23 protein-coding genes are annotated in these 24931 nt (G+C 63.9%); 13 read left to right on the plus strand and 10 right to left on the minus strand.

The window, feature by feature from the left end; all coding sequences use genetic code 11:
• Positions 1-61: 61 nt before the first annotated feature.
• From IEV88_RS00685 to IEV88_RS00715, 7 genes are all read left to right on the plus strand, one after another.
• Complete coding sequence (locus IEV88_RS00685; protein WP_188159380.1) at positions 62-991, plus strand: heme o synthase; 930 nt, start codon at positions 62-64, stop codon at positions 989-991.
• On the plus strand, positions 984-1310 hold the full coding sequence (locus IEV88_RS00690) for a cytochrome c oxidase system small membrane protein (RefSeq protein ID WP_188159381.1): 327 nt from the start codon (positions 984-986) through the stop codon (positions 1308-1310). Before IEV88_RS00685 ends, IEV88_RS00690 begins: the two co-directional genes overlap by 8 nt.
• A gap of 3 nt (positions 1311-1313) precedes the next feature.
• Entirely contained in the window at positions 1314-1883 is a 570-nt protein-coding gene (locus tag IEV88_RS00695; protein ID WP_188159382.1) for a cytochrome c oxidase assembly protein, read from the plus strand.
• Positions 1884-2012: 129 nt separating this feature from the next.
• Positions 2013-2960, plus strand: a complete 948-nt coding sequence (locus IEV88_RS00700) for a cytochrome c oxidase subunit 3 (RefSeq protein ID WP_188159383.1) — start codon at positions 2013-2015, stop codon at positions 2958-2960.
• A gap of 44 nt (positions 2961-3004) precedes the next feature.
• Complete coding sequence (locus IEV88_RS00705) at positions 3005-3397, plus strand: DUF983 domain-containing protein (protein WP_188159384.1); 393 nt, start codon at positions 3005-3007, stop codon at positions 3395-3397.
• A complete protein-coding gene (locus IEV88_RS00710; protein WP_188159385.1) occupies positions 3394-4164 on the plus strand; it encodes an SURF1 family protein in 771 nt (256 codons plus the stop codon). The genes IEV88_RS00705 and IEV88_RS00710 overlap by 4 nt, the downstream gene beginning before the upstream one ends.
• 55 nt (positions 4165-4219) lie before the next feature.
• Complete coding sequence (locus tag IEV88_RS00715; protein WP_188159386.1) at positions 4220-5707, plus strand: BCCT family transporter; 1488 nt, start codon at positions 4220-4222, stop codon at positions 5705-5707.
• 77 nt (positions 5708-5784) lie between these two features.
• Here the strand turns inward: IEV88_RS00715 and IEV88_RS00720 are convergent, their stop codons facing one another.
• Both IEV88_RS00720 and IEV88_RS00725 read right to left on the minus strand, forming a co-directional pair.
• Entirely contained in the window at positions 5785-6783 is a 999-nt protein-coding gene (locus IEV88_RS00720; RefSeq protein ID WP_188159387.1) for a peptidoglycan -binding protein, read from the minus strand.
• Positions 6784-6786: 3 nt separating this feature from the next.
• Positions 6787-7794, minus strand: a complete 1008-nt coding sequence (locus IEV88_RS00725) for a hypothetical protein (protein ID WP_188159388.1) — start codon at positions 7792-7794, stop codon at positions 6787-6789.
• Between the two features lie 417 nt (positions 7795-8211).
• Between IEV88_RS00725 and IEV88_RS00730 the strand changes: the two genes are divergently transcribed.
• The gene (locus IEV88_RS00730; RefSeq protein ID WP_188159389.1) at positions 8212-8604 is read left to right on the plus strand and encodes a hypothetical protein; all 393 of its coding nucleotides are present in this window, start codon (positions 8212-8214) and stop codon (positions 8602-8604) included.
• Between the two features lie 120 nt (positions 8605-8724).
• Positions 8725-9630, plus strand: a complete 906-nt coding sequence (locus IEV88_RS00735) for a hypothetical protein (RefSeq protein ID WP_188159390.1) — start codon at positions 8725-8727, stop codon at positions 9628-9630.
• Here IEV88_RS00735 and IEV88_RS00740 read toward each other — a convergent pair.
• Complete coding sequence (locus IEV88_RS00740; RefSeq protein WP_188159391.1) at positions 9614-10408, minus strand: inositol monophosphatase family protein; 795 nt, start codon at positions 10406-10408, stop codon at positions 9614-9616. The two genes, IEV88_RS00735 and IEV88_RS00740, sit on opposite strands and share 17 nt — an antisense overlap.
• 208 nt (positions 10409-10616) lie before the next feature.
• Here IEV88_RS00740 and IEV88_RS00745 point away from each other — a divergent pair, with 208 nt between their 5' ends.
• Positions 10617-12335, plus strand: a complete 1719-nt coding sequence (locus tag IEV88_RS00745) for a class I adenylate-forming enzyme family protein (RefSeq protein ID WP_188159392.1) — start codon at positions 10617-10619, stop codon at positions 12333-12335.
• On the plus strand, positions 12332-12796 hold the full coding sequence (locus tag IEV88_RS00750; RefSeq protein WP_188159393.1) for a PaaI family thioesterase: 465 nt from the start codon (positions 12332-12334) through the stop codon (positions 12794-12796). Before IEV88_RS00745 ends, IEV88_RS00750 begins: the two co-directional genes overlap by 4 nt.
• Positions 12797-12811: 15 nt before the next feature.
• Here the strand turns inward: IEV88_RS00750 and IEV88_RS00755 are convergent, their stop codons facing one another.
• Entirely contained in the window at positions 12812-13756 is a 945-nt protein-coding gene (locus IEV88_RS00755) for a tyrosine-type recombinase/integrase (protein ID WP_188159394.1), read from the minus strand.
• Between the two features lie 130 nt (positions 13757-13886).
• Between IEV88_RS00755 and IEV88_RS00760 the strand changes: the two genes are divergently transcribed.
• The gene (locus tag IEV88_RS00760; protein WP_194420185.1) at positions 13887-14993 is read left to right on the plus strand and encodes a sulfite exporter TauE/SafE family protein; all 1107 of its coding nucleotides are present in this window, start codon (positions 13887-13889) and stop codon (positions 14991-14993) included.
• Here the strand turns inward: IEV88_RS00760 and IEV88_RS00765 are convergent, their stop codons facing one another.
• The 6 genes from IEV88_RS00765 to IEV88_RS00790 form a co-directional block, all read right to left on the minus strand.
• Complete coding sequence (locus IEV88_RS00765; RefSeq protein ID WP_188159395.1) at positions 14994-15590, minus strand: hypothetical protein; 597 nt, start codon at positions 15588-15590, stop codon at positions 14994-14996.
• An 86-nt stretch (positions 15591-15676) separates the two neighbouring features.
• Positions 15677-15913: a hypothetical protein gene (locus IEV88_RS00770; protein WP_188159396.1), complete on the minus strand. Its 237-nt coding sequence runs from the start codon at positions 15911-15913 to the stop codon at positions 15677-15679.
• 44 nt (positions 15914-15957) lie between these two features.
• Positions 15958-18072 (minus strand): hypothetical protein, encoded by a 2115-nt coding sequence (locus tag IEV88_RS00775; protein ID WP_188159397.1) that lies wholly within the window; start codon positions 18070-18072, stop codon positions 15958-15960.
• Positions 18069-20876 (minus strand): DUF4159 domain-containing protein, encoded by a 2808-nt coding sequence (locus IEV88_RS00780; RefSeq protein WP_188159398.1) that lies wholly within the window; start codon positions 20874-20876, stop codon positions 18069-18071. The genes IEV88_RS00775 and IEV88_RS00780 overlap by 4 nt, the downstream gene beginning before the upstream one ends.
• Positions 20877-21773: a DUF58 domain-containing protein gene (locus IEV88_RS00785; RefSeq protein ID WP_188159399.1), complete on the minus strand. Its 897-nt coding sequence runs from the start codon at positions 21771-21773 to the stop codon at positions 20877-20879.
• Between the two features lie 9 nt (positions 21774-21782).
• A complete protein-coding gene (locus IEV88_RS00790; protein WP_188159400.1) occupies positions 21783-22781 on the minus strand; it encodes an AAA family ATPase in 999 nt (332 codons plus the stop codon).
• Positions 22782-22979: 198 nt separating this feature from the next.
• Here IEV88_RS00790 and sppA point away from each other — a divergent pair, with 198 nt between their 5' ends.
• Positions 22980-24914, plus strand: a complete 1935-nt coding sequence (sppA, locus tag IEV88_RS00795) for a signal peptide peptidase SppA (RefSeq protein WP_188159401.1) — start codon at positions 22980-22982, stop codon at positions 24912-24914.
• Positions 24915-24931: the final 17 nt, after the last annotated feature.

The raw sequence follows: 24931 nt of genomic DNA on the forward strand, positions 1-24931 counted from the left end.
GCAGCCATTGCCGTCCGTTGGCATATTGTCTCGAACGCCAAGGCGTTCTATGCAGCCAGCGATGAGCAACCATTCCGCCGATCCAAATAGCGAGACGCTGGCCTTCAACCTGGCCCAGCCGGGCGATTACTTTGCGCTGTTGAAGCCGCGGGTGATGTCGCTCGTCATCTTCACCGCGCTCGTCGGCATGGTCGCGGCGCCGGGCCCCGTCGCCAACTGGCCGCTGGCGCTGATCTCGCTTTTCGCCATCTCGGTCGGGGCAGGCGCCTCGGGCGCGCTCAACATGTGGTGGGACTCTGATATCGACGCCGTGATGTCGCGCACCAAGGGCCGGCCGATCCCCTCCGGCAAGGTCCAGCGCGCCGATGCCTTCGGCTTCGGCCTGTTCCTGTCGGTGCTGGCGGTGATCGTCCTGGCGCTTGCGGCCAATTACCTCGCCGCCGGGCTGCTCGCCTTCACCATCTTTTTCTACGCCGTGATCTATTCGATGTTCCTGAAGCGCTCGACGCCGCAGAATATCGTCATCGGCGGCGCCGCCGGGGCCCTGCCGCCGGTCGTCGGCTGGGCCGCAGTCACCGGCACGGCGCCGCTGGAAGCGTGGCTGCTGTTCGCCATCATCTTTTTCTGGACGCCGCCGCATTTCTGGGCGCTGTCGCTGTTCAAGAGCGAAGATTATGCCGCCGCCGGCATCCCGATGATGCCGAACGTCAAGGGCGAGGCCCGTACCAAGCTGGAAATTCTCGTCTATACCGTGATCGTTGCCGTGATCGCGGTGACACCGGTCTTCTTTGCCTTCGCCGGCTGGCTATACGGTACCGTCGCGGTGGTCCTTGGCGCCATTTTCCTCGCCGGGTCGATCCGGCTTTATGTGGCAAAAGACGAGGCTGCGACGATGCGTGCCTCCAAATCTCTCTTCGGCTTCTCTATATTCTACCTATTCCTGATTTACGCCGCCTTGCTGGCGGAACATTTGCTGGGGCTGCATGGCTGACACTGACGACAAGAAGACCGACACCGCCGGGGACGACCGCAGCAGCGTTCAGCCCGAGGCTGCGGCTGTCGACCGCCCCGATAGCGGTTCCGATCACGTCTCCGATGGCGACGGCGAGGCAGAGGCGAACGAGACGGAGCACCAGGACTTCTTTTCGGCCCGCGATGCCCGCGCGACCGGCGAGCATTACCAGATGACGCAGGCAGAACAGAAGAGCCGCAAGCGCCGGTCCATTGTCATCGCGCTTGGCATCGTCGCGTTCGTCGCGCTGATCTATCTCATCACCATGTTGCGTCTTGCTGAAAATGTCGGAGGCTGATCGATGAACCGCAATTCCAAAACCGCGCTGACTGTCTGTGCCGTTGTCGCCAGCATGGTCGGCATGTCATTTGCTGCCGTGCCAGCCTATCGGGCCTTCTGCCAGATCACCGGCTTTGACGGCACGACCCAGCGCGCCGATGCCCCGTCGCGCACGGTCATCGACCGCACCGTCACCGTTCGCTTCGATGCGACCACGGCCGATGGCCTGCCCTGGCACTTCAAGCCGCAACAGGTTTCCCAGACGTCCAAGGTCGGCCAGACCAACCTGGCCTATTATGCCGCGACAAACACGTCCGACGAGCCGGTGATCGGCACCGCAACGTTCAATGTTCAGCCAGCCAAGGCAGGGCTCTATTTCCGCAAGATCGAGTGCTTTTGCTTCACCGAGCAGGTATTGCTGCCGGGCGAGACCATGGACATGCCGGTGACCTATTTCGTCGACCCGGCGATCGAGGACGACGACAATCTCGATGATGTCTTCGAGATCACCCTGTCCTATACCTTCTATCGCGACGAAAAGGCCGAGGCGCGCGAACTGGCGGCACTGCCGACTGAGGCTGAAGGCCTGTAACCTGCCCAGGGCGGGCTAAAATGTCCCGCCCGAAAACGGCATTGACCGTTTGAAATTCCTCTACAAGCAGGCTAGAGAACCCGTGAATGTCTTTATGACCTCGCGTTAAGATAAGAAGGATACTGCCCGATGGCCGGTGCCGTTAAACACGATTATCACCTCGTCAATCCGAGCCCGTGGCCGTTTGTCGGCTCTATCTCCGCCATGATCATGATGCTGGGCGCCGTCACCTGGGCCCATTCCGGCGCCAATGAAAATGGCGTCGAGATTGCCGGGCTGTTCGCGTTGAAGGGCAACTGGATCTTCTTCGTCGGTCTCGCGGGCGTTCTGTTCACCATGTTCGGCTGGTGGCGCGATATCGTCGTCGAAAGCCTGAAGGGCGAGAATACCGCCCCGGTGATCCGCATCGGCCTGCGCTACGGCATGGTGTTGTTCATCGCCTCGGAAGTCATGTTCTTTGCCGCCTGGTTCTGGGCGTTCTTCGGCGCGGCCCTGTTCCCGGGCGCGGGCGATCCGGTGATGCTTGCCGATGGCACGCAAATGCTGAATGCCAATGGCGATCCGGCCTTCATGATGAATGAAGGCCGCTTCTATGCCACCGGCGCGCAATGGCCGCCGGTCGGCGTCGAGCCGCTATCCGCCTGGCAATTGCCGCTGATCAACACGCTGATCCTGCTGCTGTCCGGCACGACGGTGACCTGGGCGCACCACGCGATCACCATCGGCGACCAGAAGGGCTTCATCCAGGGCCTCGCCATCACCATCGCGCTTGGCGTATTCTTCTCCTTCCTGCAGGCCGTCGAATATTACGAAGCGATTGCCTATGGCATGTTCTCCTTCTCCGGCGGCATCTATGGCGGCTCCTTCTTCATGGCGACGGGCTTCCACGGCCTGCACGTGATCATCGGCACGATTTTCCTTGCCGTCTGTCTCGGCCGTGCCCTTGCCGGTCATTTCACCAAAGATCGCCATTTCGGGTTCGAGGCTGCTGCGTGGTACTGGCACTTCGTCGACGTCGTCTGGCTGTTCCTGTTTGCCGCCATCTACGTGCTCGGCAATCAGGGTCTGTTGTCCTAGCGGCATTGGCTTATTACCCGCCTGTTTCCCCCCTTGCAGCGGGCATGGCATGCAAATGCCCCCGCTGCGGACAAGGCAGGCTCTATGATGGCTTCCTGAAGGTCGCAGAGCGGTGTCCGCGCTGCGGCCTCGATTATTCCCGGGCCGATTCCGGCGACGGGCCGGCCATCTTCCTCCTGTTCATTGTCGGTTTCATCGCCGTGCTGGTGCTGGTCGTGCTGCGGTTCGGTCTGGGCGCGCCGGCCTGGGCGGCACTGCTCGCCTCGCTGGTGTCCTGCGTGGTTGCGACATGGATATCCATCCGTCCGCTGAAGGCCTATATGGTCGCGCTGCAATACGCCAACAAGGCGCGGGAAGGTCACCTCAATGAAGAGGGCAGCGACTGGTCCGACCGCGACTGGTCCGACCGCGACCGGGACGATGAGGACCGGCCATGACGTTCCGGATCAAGCCTGTCCTGACGCTGGTCACCATCGCCGGTCTTGGCATCCTCATCGCGCTCGGCACATGGCAGTTGCAACGGCTCGAATGGAAGCGGGACCTGATCCAGTCGGTCGAAACCCGCCTCGACCAGCAACCCGTTGCCTATGGCATCGCGCGCGACCGGCAGGCGCTGGGCGAGACCATGACCTATACGCCGGTCGCAATCTCCGGCACCTATCTGCATGATCACGAGCGCCATGTCTTCGGCACCTATGAGGGCGAGCCCGGCTGGAACGTCTTCACGCCGCTGCAGGTAACCGCGCCCGGCGCGCGCAATGCGCCGCGCCATATCTGGGTCAATCGCGGCTTCGTGCCCGACCGGCTGAAGGATCCCGCCAGCCGCCCCGACGGGCTGGTCGCGGGGTTCGTGACCGTCACCGGCCTGTTCCGTATGCCGGAAGAGCCCGCCGGCGTTGCCGGCATGGTCAGTGCACCGAGCAATCCCGAGGGCAACCAGTGGTATGTCCGCGATTCGCGCCTGTTCGGCGACGTCCCCGTCGTCAATGAGGGGGGCGAGACCACTGGTACGGTCCTGAATGAAGACGCGGACACCGGCTATTATATCGACAGTTCCGGCGCGGAGAATCCGGGCAGCTGGCCGCGCGGCGGCACCACGCGGGTCACCTTCACCAACCGGCATCTCGAATATGCGTGGACCTGGTTCGGACTGGCCGGGGCGCTTCTGGCGGTCTACACCATGGCCGCGCTGAAACGCGACTGATCGTGCCGGGCGGCGCCGGTTGCGCTGAGGGGCAGGGCTGGTAAGCTCAGCCATAATGGTTTTTCATCTCAGACGCTATGCCCTGCACGCGATCATCGGCCTGCTCGCGGCACTCAGTATCTTTTCCCCCGGCGCCGTCACCGCGGCGATGCAGGCGGCGGCAGGCTGGTTCCTGTTGCATTTCGACTGGCTGACGCTTGGCGTCTCCTCGCTCGCCGTCATCGCCTGCTTCGTTGCTGCCATCGGGCCATGGGGCAGCATGCGGCTGGGCACGGAAGGCTCGAAGCCTGAATTCTCGACCCTGTCATGGATGTCGATGCTGTTCGCCGCCGGCATGGGCGCGGGGCTCGTCTTCTGGGGCGCGGCGGAACCGCTGATCTTCACCGTCTCGCCGCCGCCCGGTACCGCGCTGCCGGAGACGGAGGCCGCGATCAGCCAGGCTTATGCCCTGACCATGTTCCACTGGGCGTTCCAGGCCTGGGCGATCTATACCGTCGCCGCGCTCGCCGTCGGCTATATGGCGTTCCGGCTGGGCAAGCCGCCATTGCCCAGCGTCGTCTTCGGCTTCCTGCCGCGCTGGGCGAAGATTCTCATCGACATGGTCGCGTTGATGGCGGTGATCTTCGGCGTCATCGCCTCGATCGGGCAGGGTGGCCTGCAGCTCGGCGCTGGCGTCGAAATCATCAGCGGGGTTGAGGGCATAGACGGCCCGGTGCTGCAATCGGTGCTGATCCTGATCCTTGGCGGCGTCTTCCTCCTGTCCGCCTGGGGCGGGCTGAAGCGCGGCATCGAGCCCTTGTCAGGGTTCAACATGATCCTCGTCCTCGTGCTGGCAATCTTCGTTTTTGTCGCCGGCCCGACGCGCGAGCTGATTGGCACGATGGGCGAGATGGCGGCAGCCTATGTCGGCGAGATCGTGCCCCTGTCTTTCACCCTGCGGCCCGAAGGCGCGGCGCGCGACTGGACCCGTGACTGGTCGTTGACATACTTCCTGTGGTGGATCGCGTGGACGCCCTTCGTCAGCGTCTTCATTGCCCGGGTCAGCCGCGGGCGGACGATCCGCCAGTTCGTGCTCGGCGCGATGCTGGTGCCGTGCATCGTGACACTGCTCTGGTTTGCGATCATGGGCGGCACGGCGATCTCGCTGCAGCTGGAACAGGGCGTCGATCTCGGCGTCAGCGATTTCTCCACGGCGGCCATGGCGACCTACATGATGCTGGAGCAATTGCCACTGACGTTGATCACCCAGATCGTCGCCTTCACCCTGGTCTTCATCTTTCTCGTGACCAGCGCGGACTCAGGTGCCTATGTGATGGCGATGTTCTCTTCCCGTACCGATTTGTCGCCGCCGCGCTGGGAGCGGATTTTCTGGGGTGTGGTGCTGATCGCGTTGACCATCGGCGCGTTATTGTCCGCACAGGGACAGATGGCGACACGGGCCTTCGCGGTCGTCGGCTCGATCCCGCTCTGCTTCCTGTTGGCGGCACAGACCATCGCCGCCGGTAACACGATCTGGCGCGACTGGCGGGCAAGGAGTGAGTAGTTTGGAGTTAGTAGATTTTAGTTGAGCTATACTCAGGCCCCGCGCCTACTAATAACTACTAACTATCCCACTGCAGACTATCTTTCCGTCAGCTTGAACTCGATCCGGCGGTTCCGGGCGAGATCGCCGCCCTGGACCAGCGGATGGTTCGAGCCGAAACCGGCAGCGACAAGCCGCCGTTCGGGCACGGAATTCTGGGCGAGGAAGCGCACGACCGACATGGCCCGTTCCGACGACAGCTGGAGGTTATCCTCGAAATAGGCGCGGCAGCCCGGGCCCAGCGGCTGGGCGTCGGCATGGCCGTCGACCCGCAGCACCCAGTTCACCTCGCCCGGGATTTCGTCCTGGATGTCGAGCAGGACGACAGCGAGCTTGCGCAGCTCGGCCTGCCCCGCCGGGCTGATCGTCGCCGAGCACGACCCGAACAGGATATCGCTCTCGAACACGAAGCGGTCGCCGACGACGCGGACATCGTCGCGGTCGCCGAGCGCCTCGCGCAGCGCCTCGAAGAAGCGCGAGCGCACATCGGCCAGTTCTTGCACCTTGCGGGCAAGGGCCGCGTTGAGGCGCGACGACAGGTTCTCGATCTGCGCCTGCTGTTCTTCATCCTTGGCCTCTGCCGCTTCCAGCGCTTCCTGCAGCGAGGCAAGCTGGCGGCGCAGCGCGGCGAGCTGGGCGTTCAGGGTCGCGATCTCGGATTTCTGTTCTTCCGAGAGCGCCTTTTCCGCGTCCAGTTCCTCGGCGGAGGCAGCGACGGCACTTTGCGATTCGGCAAGCGCCGCGGTCAGGCCAGCCAGTTCATCGTCCTTCTGTTCGATCGTGTCCTGCAGCGACAGGACGCGCTGGCGCAGCTGGTCGCGCTCGGTCTCGGCCAGCCCCAGCTGGTCGGCGAGCGACGCGATTCGTGCCTGAAGCCGGGTGAGTTCCGTCTCCTTGGAGGTCAGTTCCTCGCCGAGATAGAACTGGGCGACGACGAAGATCGACAGCACGAACATGACGACGAGCAGCAGCGTCGACAGGCCGTCGACGAAGCCCGGCCATATATTGGCGTCCTGGCGTGAGCGGCGGCGGGCCATGGATTACCGGTCCTTGCTGGAGGACTTCGGGGACCCTGACGGGGGCGGATTATCTTCTGCCGGAACGCCTTCGATCAGGGTGCGGCCAAGCATGCGAATCTCGCGGCGCACGTCTTCACTGGCCTTGGTCTGGGCTTCCGACTGGGCGTTGGCCAACCGCGTGACGGCCGCCTCGATCCGCTGCAGGCCCGAAAGCAGGTCTTCCGGCTTGCCGGCGTCCATGGAAGAGCGGTCGCCGCCGCTGGAGGTCGTCACGGTTTCGGTGATGCCGGACAGCCAGTCTTCAAGATCCGTGTAGAAACGGTTCTGCGCCTGGCCGGCCTGGATATCGAGAAAGCCGATGATCAGCGACCCGGCAAGACCGAATAACGACGAGGAGAACGCCGTGCCCATGCCGGACAGCGGCGCCTGCAGGCCATTGATCAGCTGGCGGACGGCATCGCCGGCTTCTGCCCCGCCGCTGCCGGACGAGGCGAGCGAGCCGATGACCAGCGCCACGGAGGAGACGACCTGCAACAGGCCCCAGAATGTGCCGAGCAGGCCGAGAAAGACCAGCAGATTGGCGATATAGCGGCCGAATTCGCGGCCCTCGTCGACGCGCTGGCCGAGGGAATCGAGGATCGCCCGGGACGAGGCCTGGGACAGGCGGCCGCCGCGCTCGTCGGCATCGAGCAGCATGCGCGACATCGCGCCGATCAGCGCCGGCGGGCGGGGCAGGCGGGTACGCGAGGGGTCGACCGAGTTACGGAAGGAATTGACCCAGCTCACAGCCGGGCCGACGACGGCAGCCTGGCGCAAATTATAGATGATGCCCATGCCCAACACGAACAGGATCAGCCCGTTCAGGGCGACGTTGGCCCGGAATGCCTCGACCAGCAGGTCCGTCGGCTGCGGGCTCAGCGGCGACAGGTAGAAGCCGATGGCAGCGACACCCGCAAGGAACAGGACCATGTTGATGATGTAACCGCCAGGCCCGTTGAAGCGGACGGATCGGTCGAGCGAGCGTGACATGCGTTAATACCCCTTCATACAACACGGGCCCCCACGGTGACCGCGCTCACGCGGACAGGCCGGTTTCAGAATACCGGAAAACACCGCGCCGTGAAGCCGAAGCTAGCAATTCTTTGTGTCGCTTTTCCGCGATGTGCCCCGTTTCGTGACAGTTTTCCGGCAATTCTTGCGTTCGGCAGCGACTGGAGCCGGAAAGTCGCACTGGTTGCGCCAAGATAAAATATCCAACAATCACAATAGGTTGGCAGTTTTTTGCCGGGCCAAGAGGCGAACTCTGTGCACCTTTTAGGCACTGAGTGCATATTTTTCTTGCGCACTGAGTGCAGCCGTGTCACTATTGTGAAGGAAATGTGACACTTATGTTTCGTTTCGATGACAAATCTATACCGAACCCAAATTTATAAGGGAGCAAACATTATGACCAAAAACACTCTGAAGACCTGTCTCGCCGCTGCCGCCTGCCTCATCGCCATGCCGGCCATGGGCGCCCTTGCCGGCGACTTCTCTGCTCAACCGGCCAGCTATGACAGCAAGGCCGTGAATTATATCGAATCGCGCCTGAGCAATGCGACCGGCGCGACCGTGCGCCAGGCGAGCCAGCCCTATCAGGTTGTCGCCAAGCTGAAGGGCAACAAGGACTATGAGTGCTGGGCTGTCGATTATGACGTCCGCGCCGATCTCGGCCGCTCGTCCCGCGGCGCCGGCACCTACACCGTGCTGTTCTACAACGGCAAGCCGGTCGCCCTGTCGAGCGACCTGCGCAGCCGCGTCGCCCGCGTCCAGAGCGACGAGGTCTACGCCGCGCGCTGATCGGCGAGAGCATCTGAACACGAAAAAGCCTCCCGGATCGGGAGGCTTTTTTTGTCAGGTCGGGTTGACCGGTCGCAGCTCTGCGCGTGACAGTTGTGGCGGGTGAGTTGAGGGACAAAAATGCGAATCGCATGGATATTGGTTTTAATGGTGGCGGGGCTATCGGCTTGCGCCATTGATCCGTATCGCCCTCTCTATGAGTTTCTTCAACCGGTTGACGATGAATCAGTCACTTCCAAGCGTCTGGATGCTCTCGGCTACCGGCCGCATGTCATCGGACGGAGTATAACCTATGCGACGTTGAGAAGACGCAATGATGACGCGTCGGACGACTTCAAGACGATCACAGCGGTCGATAAGGACATTGCCTGTGCGCGACGGCATGGCTCACCGATCTTCGTGTCGGAAGAATATCAAGGCGATGTCACGCAGGCCTGTTCGTTGACTTCAGAACAGTTGGAGCGGCTTGAAGCCTATATTCCGTTGAAGTTTGACGACTTTCCGATCATTCTCGTTCCAGCCAATTACCGGTCGTATATTTACCAATGGCCGCGCGTGACGGTCAGCGACAGCGGGCTGTTGCTGAGGGTGTATGAAGATGGCAACGCCGACCCGATGGCTTGGACCACCTTTTTTCACGAGCGTCATCACGCACAAGCCTATCTTGATTATCCAAGCGTGATGTTTTCACCGCGTCAGCGGATTTTCCTGGGAGAAATCGAGGGCAATATTGTCGGCGACTGTGCTGCGGAGTTTTATGACCTCGATACGGCCAGAAACAGCACCGACATTTTCATCGATCCGCCAAGGGCTGACGAGATCAGACAAATCGCCAGCGTGCAGACGAAGCTATCGACATTCCTGTTCGAACGCCGCGGCAGAGGCGTCCCGCAGGAAATCCGCCGGCTCGACTGGTACCGGCAGAACTCACCCAACATGACGGGAGCATGGCTCGCCGAATATCTGTCGAAACAGAATGGCGGCGCCTGCGACCTGCTCGAAAAGCTGACTACCGCCCGAGAATGATCTTCCGTGCCACGTCCTGCAATTCGCCATTGGTGGCGAGGACGGAGCCGGTCAGGTGCGGCTTGTCGTCCGTGCCATCGAGATGGCAGACCATGCCGCCCGCCTCGCGCACCAGCACGATGCCGGCGGTCACGTCCCAGGCATTGATGCCGCGTTCCCAATAGGCATCGAAGCGGCCCTTGGCGACATAGGCGAGGTCGAGCGCCGCGGAGCCCATGCGCCGGGCGCCGGCGGTCTCTTTCGTCACGCGGTCGATCTCGTCCAGCACCGGCCCGCAATTCAGCTTGCCCTTGTAGGGCAGGCCGCAGCCGAACAGGCATTCGGTCAGGTCCTTCTTGTTCGACACCCGGATGCGGGTATCGTTGTGATAGGCGCCTTCGCCCTTCTCGGCATAGAACAGGTCGTCCGTAATCGGATTATAGACGACACCGGCATAGGGCTGGCGGTCGCGCTCGAGGCCGATGGAGACCGAGCAATGCGGCAGCGAATGCAGGAAATTGGTCGTGCCGTCGAGCGGGTCGACGATGAAGCGGTTGGAATTGTCGCTGCCTTCGACCTCGCCGCGCTCTTCCATCAGAAAGCCGAATTTCGGGCGCGACCTGGACAGGGACTGGTAGATGATCTCCTCGGCGCGCAGATCGGCGGCGGAGACGAAATCCGCGGCGCCCTTGCGGCTGACCTGCAGGGCCTCGACCTCGTAGAAGTCGCGGCGCAGGGATTTGCCGGCCTCGCGGGCGGCGGTGATCATGACATTGAGGGTGGCGGACAGATGGGCCATTGCATTTTCTTTCGGGATCGGGAAGCTGCGGCGCACCATAACGCCAGATGCCTGCGGCGCAAGCCTTGATATGGCCGGCGCAAGTCCGGATATGGCTGGCTGATCCGGCCTATTGCAGCCGATAACTGCGTTAAACCGTTTTGCGCGGCGGGCCGGTCGGTTACACTGCGGCTCAAAGCGACCCAATCCCCCAACGCGAAAGACAGACATGACAGTTGCACCGATTACCGGCCCTGAATTGCAGGAAAAGATAGACGCCAAGCTGGTCGAAGGCGGCTTGTTCGCCACCATGCCGATGACCGTGCGCGGGGTCGACTATCCGCGCGTCTTTGCCGCCTCGAACATGTCCCTGCGCGATCTGATGGCGATGAAAGCCGCCGAGTTCAGGGATGCCGAGTTCATGGTCTATGAGGATGAGCGCTATACGATCGGCGAGGTCTGGCAGAAGGCCTGCCGCCTCGCGCAGGTGCTGATCGCCGACTATGGCGTCAAGCCCGCCGACCGCGTCGTCATCGCCATGCGCAACTATCCCGAATGGTGCATCGCCTATCTCGGCATCATCGCCGCCGGCGCCACCGTCGTGCCGCTCAATGCGTGGTGGCGGGAGGAGGAGCTGCATTACGGCATGCGCGATTGCGCGGCGCGGCTCGTCATCGGCGATGCCAAGCGCCTTGGCTATCTCGCCCCCGTGAAGGAAGAAATGGGCCTGACCTTCATCGCCGCGCGCGAGCCGTCGGAGCATGCCGATGCCGATCTTGCCGACCTGATCGCGAACGCGCCGTCAGCGGACATGCCGCAGGTCGCCATCGATGCCGACAGCGATTTCTGCATTCTGTACACGTCAGGCTCCACCGGAAGGCCGAAGGGCGCGATGCTGACCCATCGCAGCGTCATCAACGCCATCCTGTCCTGGTCCTTCCTGCAGCAGGTGGTCAACGAGCTGCGCCCCGATGCCAGGATCATTGTCGAAAATGCGGTGATCCTTTTGTCGCTGCCGCTGTTCCACGTCACCGCCTCGCATTCGGTCTTTCTCCTGTCCTGGCTGACCGGGCGCAAGATCGTGTTCATGTATCGCTGGGATGTCGATGAGGCGCTGCGCCTGATCAGGCAGGAAAGGGTGACCAACCTTGCCGTCGTGCCGACCCAGTCGCATGAGGTGATCGAGCACGCGAAAGAAGGCGATCTCGACACGGTCACCGATATCGTGACCGGCGGCGCGAAGCGGCCCGCCCACCACGTCGCCGAGATGACGGACAAATTCCCGAAAGTACGCGCTTCCTCCGGCTACGGACTGACGGAGACCAATGCGCTTGGCTGTCATAACGGTCTCAGCGAATATATCGCAAAGCCTGATTCAGCGGGCCGCCCTGTGCCCCCCGTCACCGAATTCAGGATACTGAACGAAAAGCTGGAAGAGCTGCCGACCGGCGAGGTCGGCGAGATCTGCATCAAGTCGCCCGCCACCTTCCGTGGCTATCTGGCGATGCCCGACGAGACCGAAAAGGCGTTGACGAAAGATGGCTGGTTCCGCACCGGCGACCTCGGCAAGCTCGACGAGGAGGGCTTTCTCTATATCGTCGACCGCCTCAAGGAGCTGATCATCCGCGGCGGCGAGAATGTCTCCTGCCTCGAGGTCGAGAACGAAATCTACAAGTTTGACGGCGTGCAGGAAACGGCGGTCTTCGGCGTGCCGGACGACAGGATGGGCGAGGTCGTCGGCGCCGTCGTCTATGCCGGCGAGGGCAAGACCCTCGATCCGCAGGCGCTGCGCGATTTCATGCTGCAGCATGTCGCCGCTTTCAAAGTGCCGGAGAAGATCTGGATCTCGCCGCAGAAACTGCCGCGCGGATCGACCGACAAGCTCGACAAGAAATTCATCGCGAAAACGGCGATCCAGTTCCCGCCGCATCTGGATGCAACGAAGTGAGCCAGACGCCTGACGACACGCGCGAGCCGCTCGTCAGCCGCGAGGCGCTGTCCTATGTGGTCTCGCAGCAGACCTTCACCAGCTGGACCGGCGTGACGGTCAACAGGGTCGCGTACGGAGCGGTCGAGCTGGCAATGCCGTTCCGGCGCGAGGACATGGCCCAGCATCACGGCTTCCTGCACGGGGCGATGATCGGCTTTCTCGTCGACAATGTCTGCGCCTATACCGCTGCGACCGTGGTCGGCGATGTGCTGACGGCGCAATATTCGGTGAATTTCCTGCGGCCCGGCATTGGCGAGACCTTCATCGCCCGTGGCCGGATGGTCTCCCGCTCCAGACGGCAGGTCGTGGTCCGGGCGGATATCTTCGCCGTGAAGGATGGCGCGGAAAAACTCATCGCCATTGGCGATTCCGTGGTCATGCCGGCGGGCGAGCGCAATGAAGTCCGCGATCTGAAATAGTCACCCCCGCCACTATCAGCCCCTGCGATGAGCGCTGCGATAGGTCTTCAGGAGCGCGTCGGTATCGACCTGGGTATAGCGCTGCGTCGCGGCGAGCGACGAATGACCGAGCAGCTCCTGCAGCGCGCGCAGATCAGCGCCCTCGCCGAGCAGATGCGTCGCAAAGGAGTGGCGCAGGGCGTGGGGCGTGACGGTGGCGGGCAGGCCGAGGCCACGGCGCAGTTTCGCGGTCAGTTCCTGTGCCATGCGCGGCGTCATCGCGCGGCCGGTCTTCGACCAGAACAGCGGCGGGGCGTCACCATCCCATCGCGCGATGAAGTGTTGGGCAATTTCGTCCGCAAGCACCGTCTTGCGATAGAAGGCTATCGCGCGTTGCACCTGCGGCAGCACCGGCAACATGCGCGACTTCGAGCCCTTGCCGGTGACGGTCAGGCTGGTGCCCATATCGCCCTCGGCCCAGGACAGATCCAGCGCCTCCGACACACGCAGCCCCATGCCATAGAGCAGGGTCAGCAGCGCAACGTCGCGGGCGCTTTCCCAGCCCTTTTCAGGGACGGCGGCACTGTCGATCATCGCGTCCATGTCGGGGCGGGTCAGCGGCTTGGGCAGGCGCGGCGGCAGCTTGGGCGAGCGCAGGGCGGCGAGCGCCGGATTGGTCATCCCGCTCTCCTTGCGCAGAAAGCGGTAGAACGACTTGATCGCCGACAAATCGAGCCGCAGGGTCTGCGCCGTCAGGCCTTCGCCCTTGCGCAGGGCAAGGAAAGCGCGGAAGTCCCGCGTCTCCAGCGTGCCGAAGGTTGCGCCGGTGATCGCCTCGCCCAGATGGCCGCTCAGGAAATCGGTGAACAGGTCCAGCGAATGCAGATAGTTGCGCGCCGTGCGCGGGCTCATGCGCCGCTCGGTATCGAGCCAGCGGGCATAGTCGGCGCGCAGGAGGACGAAGGGCCGGGCAGTGCTCATGGCGCGATCAGACCAGCTTGTGGTTAACCCGTCCTTAAGGCGTTCCGGCGGCCCGTTCGAGGCGTCGATTGACCGCCTCATGGCGCATCAATATAGGATAGCGGGTTGAACTCCCGGGGAAGGTCTCGTTTTGCGTCATCAGGATAATTTTACCAAGCAGCCGGTGTGGAAGAAGCTCTGGCCGTTTCTGGCCTGGCTGGCCTTGTTCTATACCGTCTGGCTGACGGTCGTGACGGGGTTCGGGTTCTGGGACGAGGTGTTCTCCCATTGGCCGATATCCCTTGCCATGATGGCCGGCTCGTACTTTGCCGGATCGACGCCGATGGGCGGTGGGACGGTCGGTTTCCCCGTGCTCGTGCTGCTGTTTGACCAGCCGGCGTCCCTCGGCAGGAGTTTTGGCCTCGCCGTCCAGTCCATCGGCATGGTTTCTGCCAGCATATACATTCTGGCGGCTCGCCGTCCGATCGATCTGCGCCTGCTGCGCCCGGCGCTTGTGGGAACGCTGATCGGCACGCCGCTGGGGGCTGCCTTCATTGCGCCCTATGCGCCAGATCTGGCCGTGAAGCTGATCTTCGCCGTCGTCTGGGCCGGGTTCGGGGTCATCCATTTCCTCAAGCTCGGCGCCATCCTGAAGCCGGATGGCACGCGCGACCCCCATGGCACGTTCGATGCGCCCATCGGCCTCGCCATCGGTCTGACCGGCGGCATCGTTGCCTCGCTCACCGGAGTCGGCATCGACATGATGATCTATGCCGTGCTCGTGCTGTTCTATCGCGAGGACCTGAAGATCGCGATCCCGACCTCGGTCATCCTGATGGCGGCAACCTCGGTCATCGGCATCTTCAGCAATATTCTGCTGTCGAAGATCAATCCGGACCTGTACTACCTGTCGCCGGAAGTGGCCTGGAATTTCCTCGCCGCCGCGCCGGTCGTGGCCCTCGGCGCACCGCTCGGGGCCATCGTCGTAAACCGGCTGCCGCGCGCGCCGACATTGCTGATCGTCTGTACGCTGTGTATCGTGCAATATGTCTGGACGGTCCTGAAGGAACAGGTCTCCCTGCCGGTCTTCGCGCTGTCCCTCGGCGGGATTGTCCTGATGAACGTGATGTTCCTCTGGCTTTTCAAGATGGGCGAGCGGAACACGCACCGCGTCAGGCGCGTCAGTGGCGATGCTGTCCAGGCAGGTCTTGCGGCAAACGATCCTGACGGTAAAGGCGATCCCGCGTCTGTCGGGTGATTACTGACCCAGCTTGGTCATCAGGTATTGCGCGTCCTTCATATAGGATGCCGAGACCTGGTCGAGCGTATCGAGTGCCTTGTCGAGCTTGCCGAGTATGCGCGCAACCTCTGCCGTATCGGCAAAGCCTTCGACCGGCGGTGGCAGATCGATGCTGTCGCTGGACAGGCTGAGGCGGGTCGGAAAGACGGTATAGCTGCTGGTCGCATTCAGTGTCGCGGTGATCCCTTCCGCCGAGGGTCCGAGCAGGGCCGAGGCTTCTTCCTCGGCGCCGTCGATCAGCCTTTCGATGGCATTGCGCAGCTCGTCATATTGTTCGGCCAGCAGGGCGCGGCCGGCAAGATCCTCGATCACATTGGCCCGCAGCACCAGGTGGCAGGCTTCGACGATCACGTCGCGCAGCTGGTCGAGCAGGTAGAAGGACGCCTCGATCGCGCGCAGCGTATGGCGTAGATCCTGGCTCTGGCGGGCGGCGGGTTTTTCGGCGGATTTGAGCGGATTGTTCAGCGCCCGCGCCAGCGACCGCATGACATCACCGGCTTCCTGTTCCGGTGTTTTCAGGGCTGCCGCACTTTCCTGGCGCTTTCTGCCGATCACGATACACTCCGCTACAACGTGAGCCTTATCAATATCGCAACATTCGTTTAAGCGGCGTTAAGACGGTCTGCAGGCACGGGTCAGGCTCAGTCCCGGTCCTTTTTCTTCTTGTCTTTCTTGCCGCTCTGGTCGCCTGGCATGATCGCGTCAACCGTGCCGCCGACAACCGCGCCGCCGGTCTTTGCCGTTGTGCCGATCACGGCCCCGGTCACCTCGACACCGGCCTCCACCGTTTCGCCGACGGCATTGATGGCAGCGCCGGCAAGGCAGCCGTTCAGCAAGAGCAGGGCGGGGGCGGCAAAGAGAATGGGTGTGATGCGCATGGGCCCACACTGTCACGCTGACGGTTTAAAATCAATAAACCGGATCAGTCGGTAACGGGTGACGGACGGCGGAACAAAGACGCGCGTCCTTCCAGCAGCCAGCCGATGACGAGCAGCCCGCCGATCAGCGCCAGCCACAGCCACGCCGGCGCAAGCGGACGGGCGCTGACGGAATCGAGCCTTTCGGCATCGCGGTCGATGATCCCGGCCCAGCCCGAATCCGAGCCTCGCCCGGACGCCGGTCGGCCTTCGCGGACCTGGCGGATGGAGGGGACGCGGACGGTATCCTCGCCCTGGCGGACCGAGTAGAGCCCGCCGCCGCTCGCCTCGACCAGCGGGGCAAGATAATCATCCGTAGCCAGAACACGAGCGAATTCGGGCGGGGCGGCAAGGCCCAGCGCCGTCACATCGAACAGGGAACGTCCGTCGGCCGCCTCGGTCGTGACGGTATAGAGGCCGGGCTCTGCCCCTTCATAAATCGCCGACCATTCGCCGGGGCCGTCTTCTTCCAGGTCCAGCGTCACGCTTTCCTCGCTCGGCAGGCGCAGAGCTACCGGCTCGACCGCGTCTTCCATGGTCCGGCGCGAGATCGAGATCCGTCCATTCTCCGCATCGGCGGCGAGGATGACGGAGTCTTCTTCCAGTTCCGGCTCCTTCATCAGCCAGTGGACGAGACGGCGCAGCATTTCCCGGTGCGGGCCGCCGCCGTCGAAATTTCTCGCCCATAGCCAGACATGGTCCGACAGCAGCAGGCCGACACGGCCATCGCCGACCCGGTCGAGAATCATCAACGGCGCTCCCGAGGGCGTCTCCATCAGCGTGCGGCCGGCGCGCGGCGTCACCCCGATGACCCGCAGCCAGCGGCCCCAATCGCCGGCATCGTCCAGCGTCGCGGTCACTGGATGGCGCTGGCCATCATCGCTCAGCATGGGAACGAAAGGCTCATTCCCGATCTCGCCATTGGGCAGGGCGGGCAGGATATAGGCGAGGTTGCGGCGCCCGGCGAGAGAGGACTCGCCGATGAATTCCGGGCCGGAGGCGATCAGCATCGCACCGCCATTCTCGACATAGCGCGAGATATTGTCGAAATGCAGCGGGCTCATCACGCCGCGATAGGTATAGCGGTCGAAGATCAGCACATCGAACTGGTCGAGTTTCTCGAGGAACAGCTCATTCTCCGGAAAGCGGATCAGGGCGAGGTCCTCCACCGGCGCGACGCGCGGCTTCGTCGCCGGCTTGAGGATGGTGAAATGGATCAGGTCGACCGCGGGGTCGGACTTCAGGAGGTTGCGCCAGACGCGCTCACCGGCATGGGGCTCGCCGGAGACGAGCAGCACGCGCAACCGGTCGCGGATGACCGAGATCTGGATCACGGCGCGGTTATTGCGCGTCGTCAGCTCGCCATCGACGCTGTCGGCGATCAGCTCGATCACGGTCTTGCCCGGACGCGGCAGGGGCGCGGTCAGGGTCAGTTCCTCGCCGACCTGCACCGTGCGGCTGACGACTTCCTCGCCATTGACGCGCAGATAGACATTGGCATTGCCGCCATCGAAACCGTAATCGGCGACCTTGAACCGGATTTCCGCCTCCTCGTTGACGATACCGAAGCGCGGCGCGCTGAGGATTTCAACGACCCGGTCCTGCTCGTCCTCGCGGCCGGTCAGCATCAGGTGGACGGGCGCGGTGATGCCGAGGCTCCGGGCGGTGGGGATGTCGTCCGCGCTCTGGCCGTCGGTGACGACGAAGACGCCGGAGAGCTGGCCGCGCGGCACATCGGCAAGGCCGGAAGAAATCGCCTCGCCAAGGCGGGTTTCCTGGCGGCCATCGACATTGACCTCGCGCACTTCGATGTCCGGCAGATTGGCGAGCCGCTGGCGCAGAACCTCCACGGCCTCAGCCGTCACCGCGTCCCGTCCGTCGAGCTCCTGGCTGGCGCTGGTATCGGTGACGATGAGGGCGATATCGGGCAGGGGCGTGGTCGTCTCCTGCAACAGGCGCGGCTGGGCCAGCAGCACCAGCAGCCCGGCCAGCGCGGCGAGGCGGAACAGGCCGCCGACCGGCGACCGGATGATCATGGAGAGCGCGACAAGGCCGCTTGCTGCGGCGAGCGCCCACAACCAGGCCAGCGGGATCATCGGGGCGAACACCAGGCCGCTCATGGATTGGCCTCCTCGCCCAGCTGGTCGAGCAGGGCTTCGGCCTGCAGCTGGTCGACCTTGTAATTGCCGGTCAGGGCGACCATGGCCATGTTGATCCCGGCACGGAAGGCCAGCTCGCGCTGGCGATAGCCGCCGGGACCCATCGGCCGCAGCGGGCGCTGATACTGGTCGACGGCCCACGCCGCGGCCCAGTCCCGCCCGCCAATGATGATCGGCGTGACACCATCATTCAGATTGCCGACCGCGCCCTGCGCCTCGACCCAGATCGGGCCCTGGTCGCTGCGCCCCGGCAGGTCGTCCATGAGATAGAAAGAGCGCCCCAGCACATGCCCGGTCGGCAGCGGCTCCAGCGGCGGCACGTTCATCAGTTCGAGAATATTGCGCAGGGCGAGGCCTTCTTGTGTCTGCGAATTGCCGATGACCCGTTCGCCGTCGCGCGTGTCGAAGACGATCAGCCCGCCATTGGCCATGAACGCCTCGAGCCGCGCCAGCACCGCCTCGGCGGGGACGGGCGTCGCCGCCGTCACCGGCCAGTACAGCATCGGATAAAGCGACAGGTCGTCGGTGGCGAGATTGACCCCGACCGGGTCGGCGGGTTCCAGCGCCGTACGCCGGGCTAGCTCGAAGGAAAGCCCGCGCAAGCCGGCATCCGACAGCGTGTCGATTTCCCGGTCACCGGTGATGACATAGGCAAGGCGGGTGTTGAGCGCCGACTCGATCGCCTTGCGGTCGATCGGCGGGCGCTCCTGTGCCATCGCGTCATGGGGAGCCGCGATGGTCATTGCGCATGCGGCCACGATGATTGCGGCGGTGCCGGACCTCCTGAAGCCGGGGATCAGCTTGTTCTGCAACAGCATCGTATACAGCATTTCTGCAAGGATCAGGAGGATCGCCGCCACGAGGAACCAGCGCGCGAGCGTTACCGGCTGGCGCTCCTGATAGAGGCGCGGGCGGGCATTAGCATAGGCGCCGATGGCGGCAAGCGGGCCGAGGCTGGTCGAGGCCGTCACGGCATTCACGGCGAGCGGCGTGTCGGGACTGCCATAGAGGCCGGGCAGCAGGTCGGCGCTGGCCCCTGCGCTGGCCTGCGCCGCCGTGATCGGCTCGGCCGTGTCGGACGGTTCCGACAGCGCGCCGAAACCGTCCAGCACCCGGTAGGGTGCGAACGTCTGGTCGGGGTCGAGGCTGGCCGCTTCGGTCACCGACAGGGCTGTCAGCCGGCGGAGCATTTCGACGAACAGGCCGGAGACGGGAAGTTCCGACCAGCTCGGGCTCGCGGTGACATGGAACAGCACCAGCATACCCTCGCCCCGGGGGCGGGCGGTGACCAGCGGCGTGCCGTCTTCGAGATAGGCCCAGCTGCGCTCTGCCGTGTCGGCGCCGGGACGGGCGAGGATCTGCCGCCGCACAATGATTTCCGGGTCGATCTGCAGGTCGCCGAACGGGCTGTCTTCGGCGAAGCCGCCGAGGTTCTGCGGCTCTTCCCATGTCAGTGCCCCGCCAAAGGCGCGCCCGCCGCCCCGCAGCGGCACGGGCAGCAATTCACTCTCAGCCGCGCGGCTCGCATCCTGCGCGACATCGGCAAGCGTCGGCCCGGCAAAGCGGATCAGGATGCCGCCATCCTCGACCCATTGGCCGAGCGCCTCGGCATCGCCGGGGCGCAGCCGGCCGATATCGTCGAGAAAGATCACGGTCGCATCGGACGCGGCAAGGTCGCTGATCGTGCCATCTGTAAACAGGGCATAGGGCGCCAGCGCCTGGCGGATATAGAAGCCGCCATCGAGCAGCGTGCCGGAGAGTTGCTCGCCCGATCCGGCAATGCCGACAAGGGACCGGCGCGAGGAGGCATCGGCCAGTTGCACCGCCCCGGCGGAGCGCTGCCCGGCAATCCGGACCGCGCCGATCTCGTTGCGCAGGGTCAGCGGCAGGTCGATATCCGTCCGCGCGGTCGCCGCGCCTGCGGCAATGGTGAAGCCTGCCTGTTGCAGCAGGCGCCCGTCGCGGGCGGTGACATTCAGCGTACCGCTCAACTCGGCCTGCGCCGGTTCCGACAGGGTGATGACAGCCTCCAGCCGGTCGGCGCGATAGGCGATCGAGGTCAGCGCCTGCACGCCCGCCGGTCCGCTATCGAGCTGTTCGCGATAGACGCTTACAGACCCGAGTTCGGCGAGCCGGTCGGCAAACCGCCGCTCCGGCAGGTCGCTGCCGGTATAGACGCCATCGGACAGCCAGCGGATATCGCCATTGCCATCGAAGCGCCGGGACAGATCGCGCAGCAACGGCATGGTGTCGCCCCGGACCGGCGCGAGCGCGCGCGGGCTGACGCTGTCGGCATAGCGCGACAGGTCTTCCGGCGTCATCGGACCGCGCAGGGCGTCTTCCCGCCGTTCGGCTTCAAGCGGTGTGGTTGTCAGTACCCAGATTTGCCGGTCGGTGTCTGCGGTCTCCGCAGCGATGGCGGCAAGGGCGGTACGGCGCAACTGCCATGTGTCGGCGGCGGGCCAGCCATCGTCGAGCACGACGAGGACAGGGCCATCTCCGCCCGCCTCTTCCGGTGCATTCAGGCGTGGACCGGCAAGGGCGATGATCAGCCCGGCCAGCGCCAGCATCCGCAACAGCAGCAGCGGCCACGGTGTGCGGCTCGGTGTCTCTTCCCTGTTGCGCAGCTGGCGCAGGAAGAACAGGCCGGGAAAGCGGGTGCGGTTGGGCGCCTGCGGCACGGCGCGCAGCAACAGCCACAGCACCGGCAGGACAGCAAGGGCGAAAAGCACCAGCGGCGCGGCAAAGCTCAGGGCACCGATCATCTAGATCACCTCCGGCATCAGCGCGCGATAGAGCGCGCCAAGCGCCGTCTGCGCCGGGTGGTCGGTGCGGTGGGTGGAGAACGTCCAGCCATAATGGGTACACAAATCACGGATCGTGCCGCGATGGGCCTTGTAGATTCGGGCATAGTCATTGGCGATGGCGCCCGCATTGCCGAACAGCAGCGGGCTTTCGCCGCCTTTCGTCGGCAGGAATTCGGTGCGCCCGGAGAAGGGGAAGTCTTCCTCGCTCGGATCGACGACCTGGATGAGGTGGGCGCGGGCATGGTCGAGGGCGAGGCTCTTCAGGCGCTCCTCCAGCGCGTCGATGGGGGTATAGAAGTCGCTGATCAGCACATAGCGCTTGTGACCCGGCGTCTCGATCTGAGGCGGCAGGCCGTCATCATCCTGCGCCATGCCGAGCAGTTTTTCGGCGAACAGTTCCGGTGCCCGGCGGCCGATGAAGGGGCGGCGGCCGGAACCGGCGAGGCCGATCCGTTCACCGGCGCGGGCAAGCAGCGACGCGAGTGCCGTCGCCAGAAGCTGTGCCCGCCAGCGCTTGGTCGGGATCGCCTCGGAGGAGGCATAGTCGAGGCTCGCCCCGGCATCGCACCAGATCCACAGGGTCGCGGCCACTTCCCACTCCTGCTGACGGACATAAAGCCGGTCGGCGACGCGGGCGGACTGGCGCCAGTCGATCTGGGTATAGCTGTCGCCCTGCACATAGGGGCGGTATTGCCAGAAGGTCTCGCCCGGCCCGGCGCGGCGGCGGCCATGCACACCGGCGAGCACCGTCGCGGCCAGCTGCTCGGCTGCGAGCAATAGCGGCGGCAGGGTGCTGGCCAGCGTTTCGGCCTGGCCGCGCAGATGATGCAGTCTGTCCTGTGGGTTTGGGGCCATAGAGAGGGCCTAGACCTCCCGCTTGACCAGATCGGCGATGACCTTGTCCGTCGTCAGCCCCTCGGCCCGGGCGCGGAAGGTCAGCGCCATTCGGTGGCGCAGCACGGGGGAGGCAAGGGCGGCGAGGTCGTCGAGGCTCGGCGCTTCGCGCTCGTCGATCAGGGCACGGGCGCGCATGGCGAGCGACAGGGCTTGCGATGCGCGCGGACCCGGGCCCCAGGCGATCGTTTCATCCATCCGGCCGGAGCCATCGCCGACCGGCCGCGCGGCACGCACGAGCCGCAGGATCGCATCGACGAGCTTCTCGCCGATCGGCATCTTGCGCACCATGGCCTGTGCCGCCATCAGGTCGGCGGGGCCCATGACGGCGGTCAGTTGCTTCTTCACCGTGCCGGTCGTGGCGGCGAGCATCTGACGCTCGGCGGCCTCGGACGGGTAATCGACATTCACCTGCAGCAGGAAGCGGTCAAGCTGGGCTTCCGGCAGCGGATAGGTGCCTTCCTGCTCGATCGGGTTCTGGGTCGCGAGCACATGGAATGGTTCGGGCAGGTCGCGGCGCTCCCCGGCGATGGTGACATGGTGCTCCTGCATCGCCTGCAGCAGGGCCGACTGGGTACGCGGGCTGGCGCGGTTGATCTCGTCGGCCATCAGGAGCTGACAGAAGATCGGGCCCTTGATGAAGCGGAACGAGCGTTCGCCGGTCTGTGCCTCTTCCAGCACTTCGGCACCCAGCACGTCGGCCGGCATCAGGTCGGGCGTGAATTGCACCCGCTTGTCGGCAAGGCCGGTGACCGTGGCCATGGAGGTGACGAGCAGGGTCTTGGCGAGGCCGGGCGCGCCGACGAGCAGGGCATGGCCACCGGCGACAAGGGCCGTCAGCACCTCGTTGATCACGTCTTCCTGGCCGAAAATCACCTCGCCCAGCGATCCGCGCACGGTCCGCAGCTTGACGGAGAGTTGTTCGAATTCCTCCAGAATGTCGTCTGCCTGTCCGCCGTCAACTGCCATATGCTCGCCTTAGCTCCTGAAACTGTTGAGAAATCCCGTACCAGAACGGGTCCGTGTCCGGGAAATCCGTTTTCCCCCGTATGATGCAATTTGACAACGAAAAGTACCGTAAATGGACAGATCGTCATCTTAAGGGATTGAATATTAACCCCGTCTGGCCAAGATTATAGAAGAGTATTCGTATGGTGAGGGGCTTAAATGGCTGACGGCGACAATAAACTGACCTTCTGGGGTTTCTTCAAGACAATCATCAAAGCGGTCGTTGGCATCGCCCTGTTCCTGCAGGCGATGGTTTTCATTTTCATCATGATCGTCTTTGTCGCCTTCATCGGCGGCATTGCGACACAAATGGGCGGTGGCGGCAACCAGCAGGGACCGTCGCTGAAAGTGCCGGAAGGCGCTGCCCTGGTGCTTGACCCCGCGGGCGTTCTGGTCGAGCAGGCTGCGGCGATCGACCCGTTCGAACAGGCGCTGTCCGAAGCCTATGGCGCCGGCCAGCCGCCGCAAGTCGAGGTCCACGACATCATCCGCGTCATCCGTGCTGCCAGGGACGATAGCCGCATCAAGGCGATGGTCCTCGATCTCGGCCAGCTCTACGTGCCGTCCTATGCGGCCTCGAAGCTGCATGACATCGCCGCCGAAATTGACGCTTTCAAGGAAAGCGGCAAGACGGTCGTCGCTGTCGGCGATTATTACAGCCAGGAGCAATATCTGCTCGCCTCCCATGCCGACCACATCATGCTGCACGACTATGGCAGCCTGTTGATCTACGGCTATGGCAGCTACGGCACCTATCTGAAATCCCTGTTCGAGCGCTTCAACGTCACCAATCACGAGTTCCGCGTCGGCACCTACAAGTCTGCGCTGGAGCCCTATACCCGTGATGACATGTCCGAGCCGGCCAAGGAAGCGAACCGGGCCTATCTCAGCGTGCTGTGGCGTGAATATACCAGCGGCATCGAAGCTGCCCGCGGCCTGCCCGCCGGCGCGATTGCCAGCTATGCCGACGATGCGGTCGACATTATCGACGCTGCCGGTGGCGACCTTGCCATGGCTGCGATGAATGTCGGTCTCGTCGACGAACTGCGCGACCGCGAAGGCCAGAAGCAGTATCTGATCGACCTCGTCGGCAAAGACCGCGACGGCAAGAGCTTCAAGGGTGTCGGCTTCCGCACCTATCTCGTCTCTGCTGCCGGGCCGGAAAATACCGCCGCACCGGATGTCGCTGTGGTCACCGCCGCTGGCACCATCGTCGATGGCGACCAGCCCTTCGGCGTTGCTGCAGGCGACACGATCGCGCGCTATCTCAAACAGGCCCGCGAAGACGATAACGTCAAGGCCGTCGTCCTGCGCGTCGACAGCCCGGGCGGTTCTGCGTTCGCTTCTGAAGTGATGCGTTCGGAAGTCCTGGCGCTGCAGGAGGCCGGCAAGCCGGTCGTCGTTTCCATGGGGTCGCTTGCCGCCTCCGGTGGCTACTGGATCTCCGCCGGGGCTGACGAGATCTGGGCCGCGCCGACGACGATCACCGGTTCCATCGGTATCTTCGGCTTCGTCCAGACCTTCGAGAACACGGTCGGTCAATATGGTGTCTACACGGATGGTGTCGGCACGACGGACCTGTCGCCGATCATCGCGGCAGGCATCGGGCCGCTGCCGGAAGAGTTCGGCGCCATCATCCAGCGGTCGACCGAGAACGGCTATGACCGCTTCCTGACGATCGTCTCCAATGGCCGCGACCTGACCAAACAGGAGGTCGATGCCATCGGCCAGGGCCGCGTCTGGATTGGCGAAACGGCACTGGATATCGGCCTCGTCGACAAACTCGGCTCGCTTGACGATGCCGTTGCCGCCGCCGCCGCGCTTGCCGGCATCGAGGGTGACTATGACCTTGTCGAGATGCATGAAAACAAGTCGCGCTTCGAGAAGTTCCTGGAAAGCCTCGCCGCCGAGAGCGATGCCCTGTTCAAGGGCAAGGCCGCCGACGAGACCGAGCTGTTCGGTAGCTATCTCGCCGACTATCAGCAGCCGGCGTTGAAGCAGATGATCCAGAAGATCGCCAGCGAGGCGCGCTATTACGAGGCCTATAACGATCCGAACAATCTCTATGTCCGCTGCCTTGAGTGCGAGCTCTAGGGAGTTCGACCTCTGGC

Source organism: Aquisalinus flavus (assembly GCF_014640095.1).
In the GTDB taxonomy this organism is placed as follows: domain Bacteria; phylum Pseudomonadota; class Alphaproteobacteria; order Caulobacterales; family Parvularculaceae; genus Aquisalinus; species Aquisalinus flavus.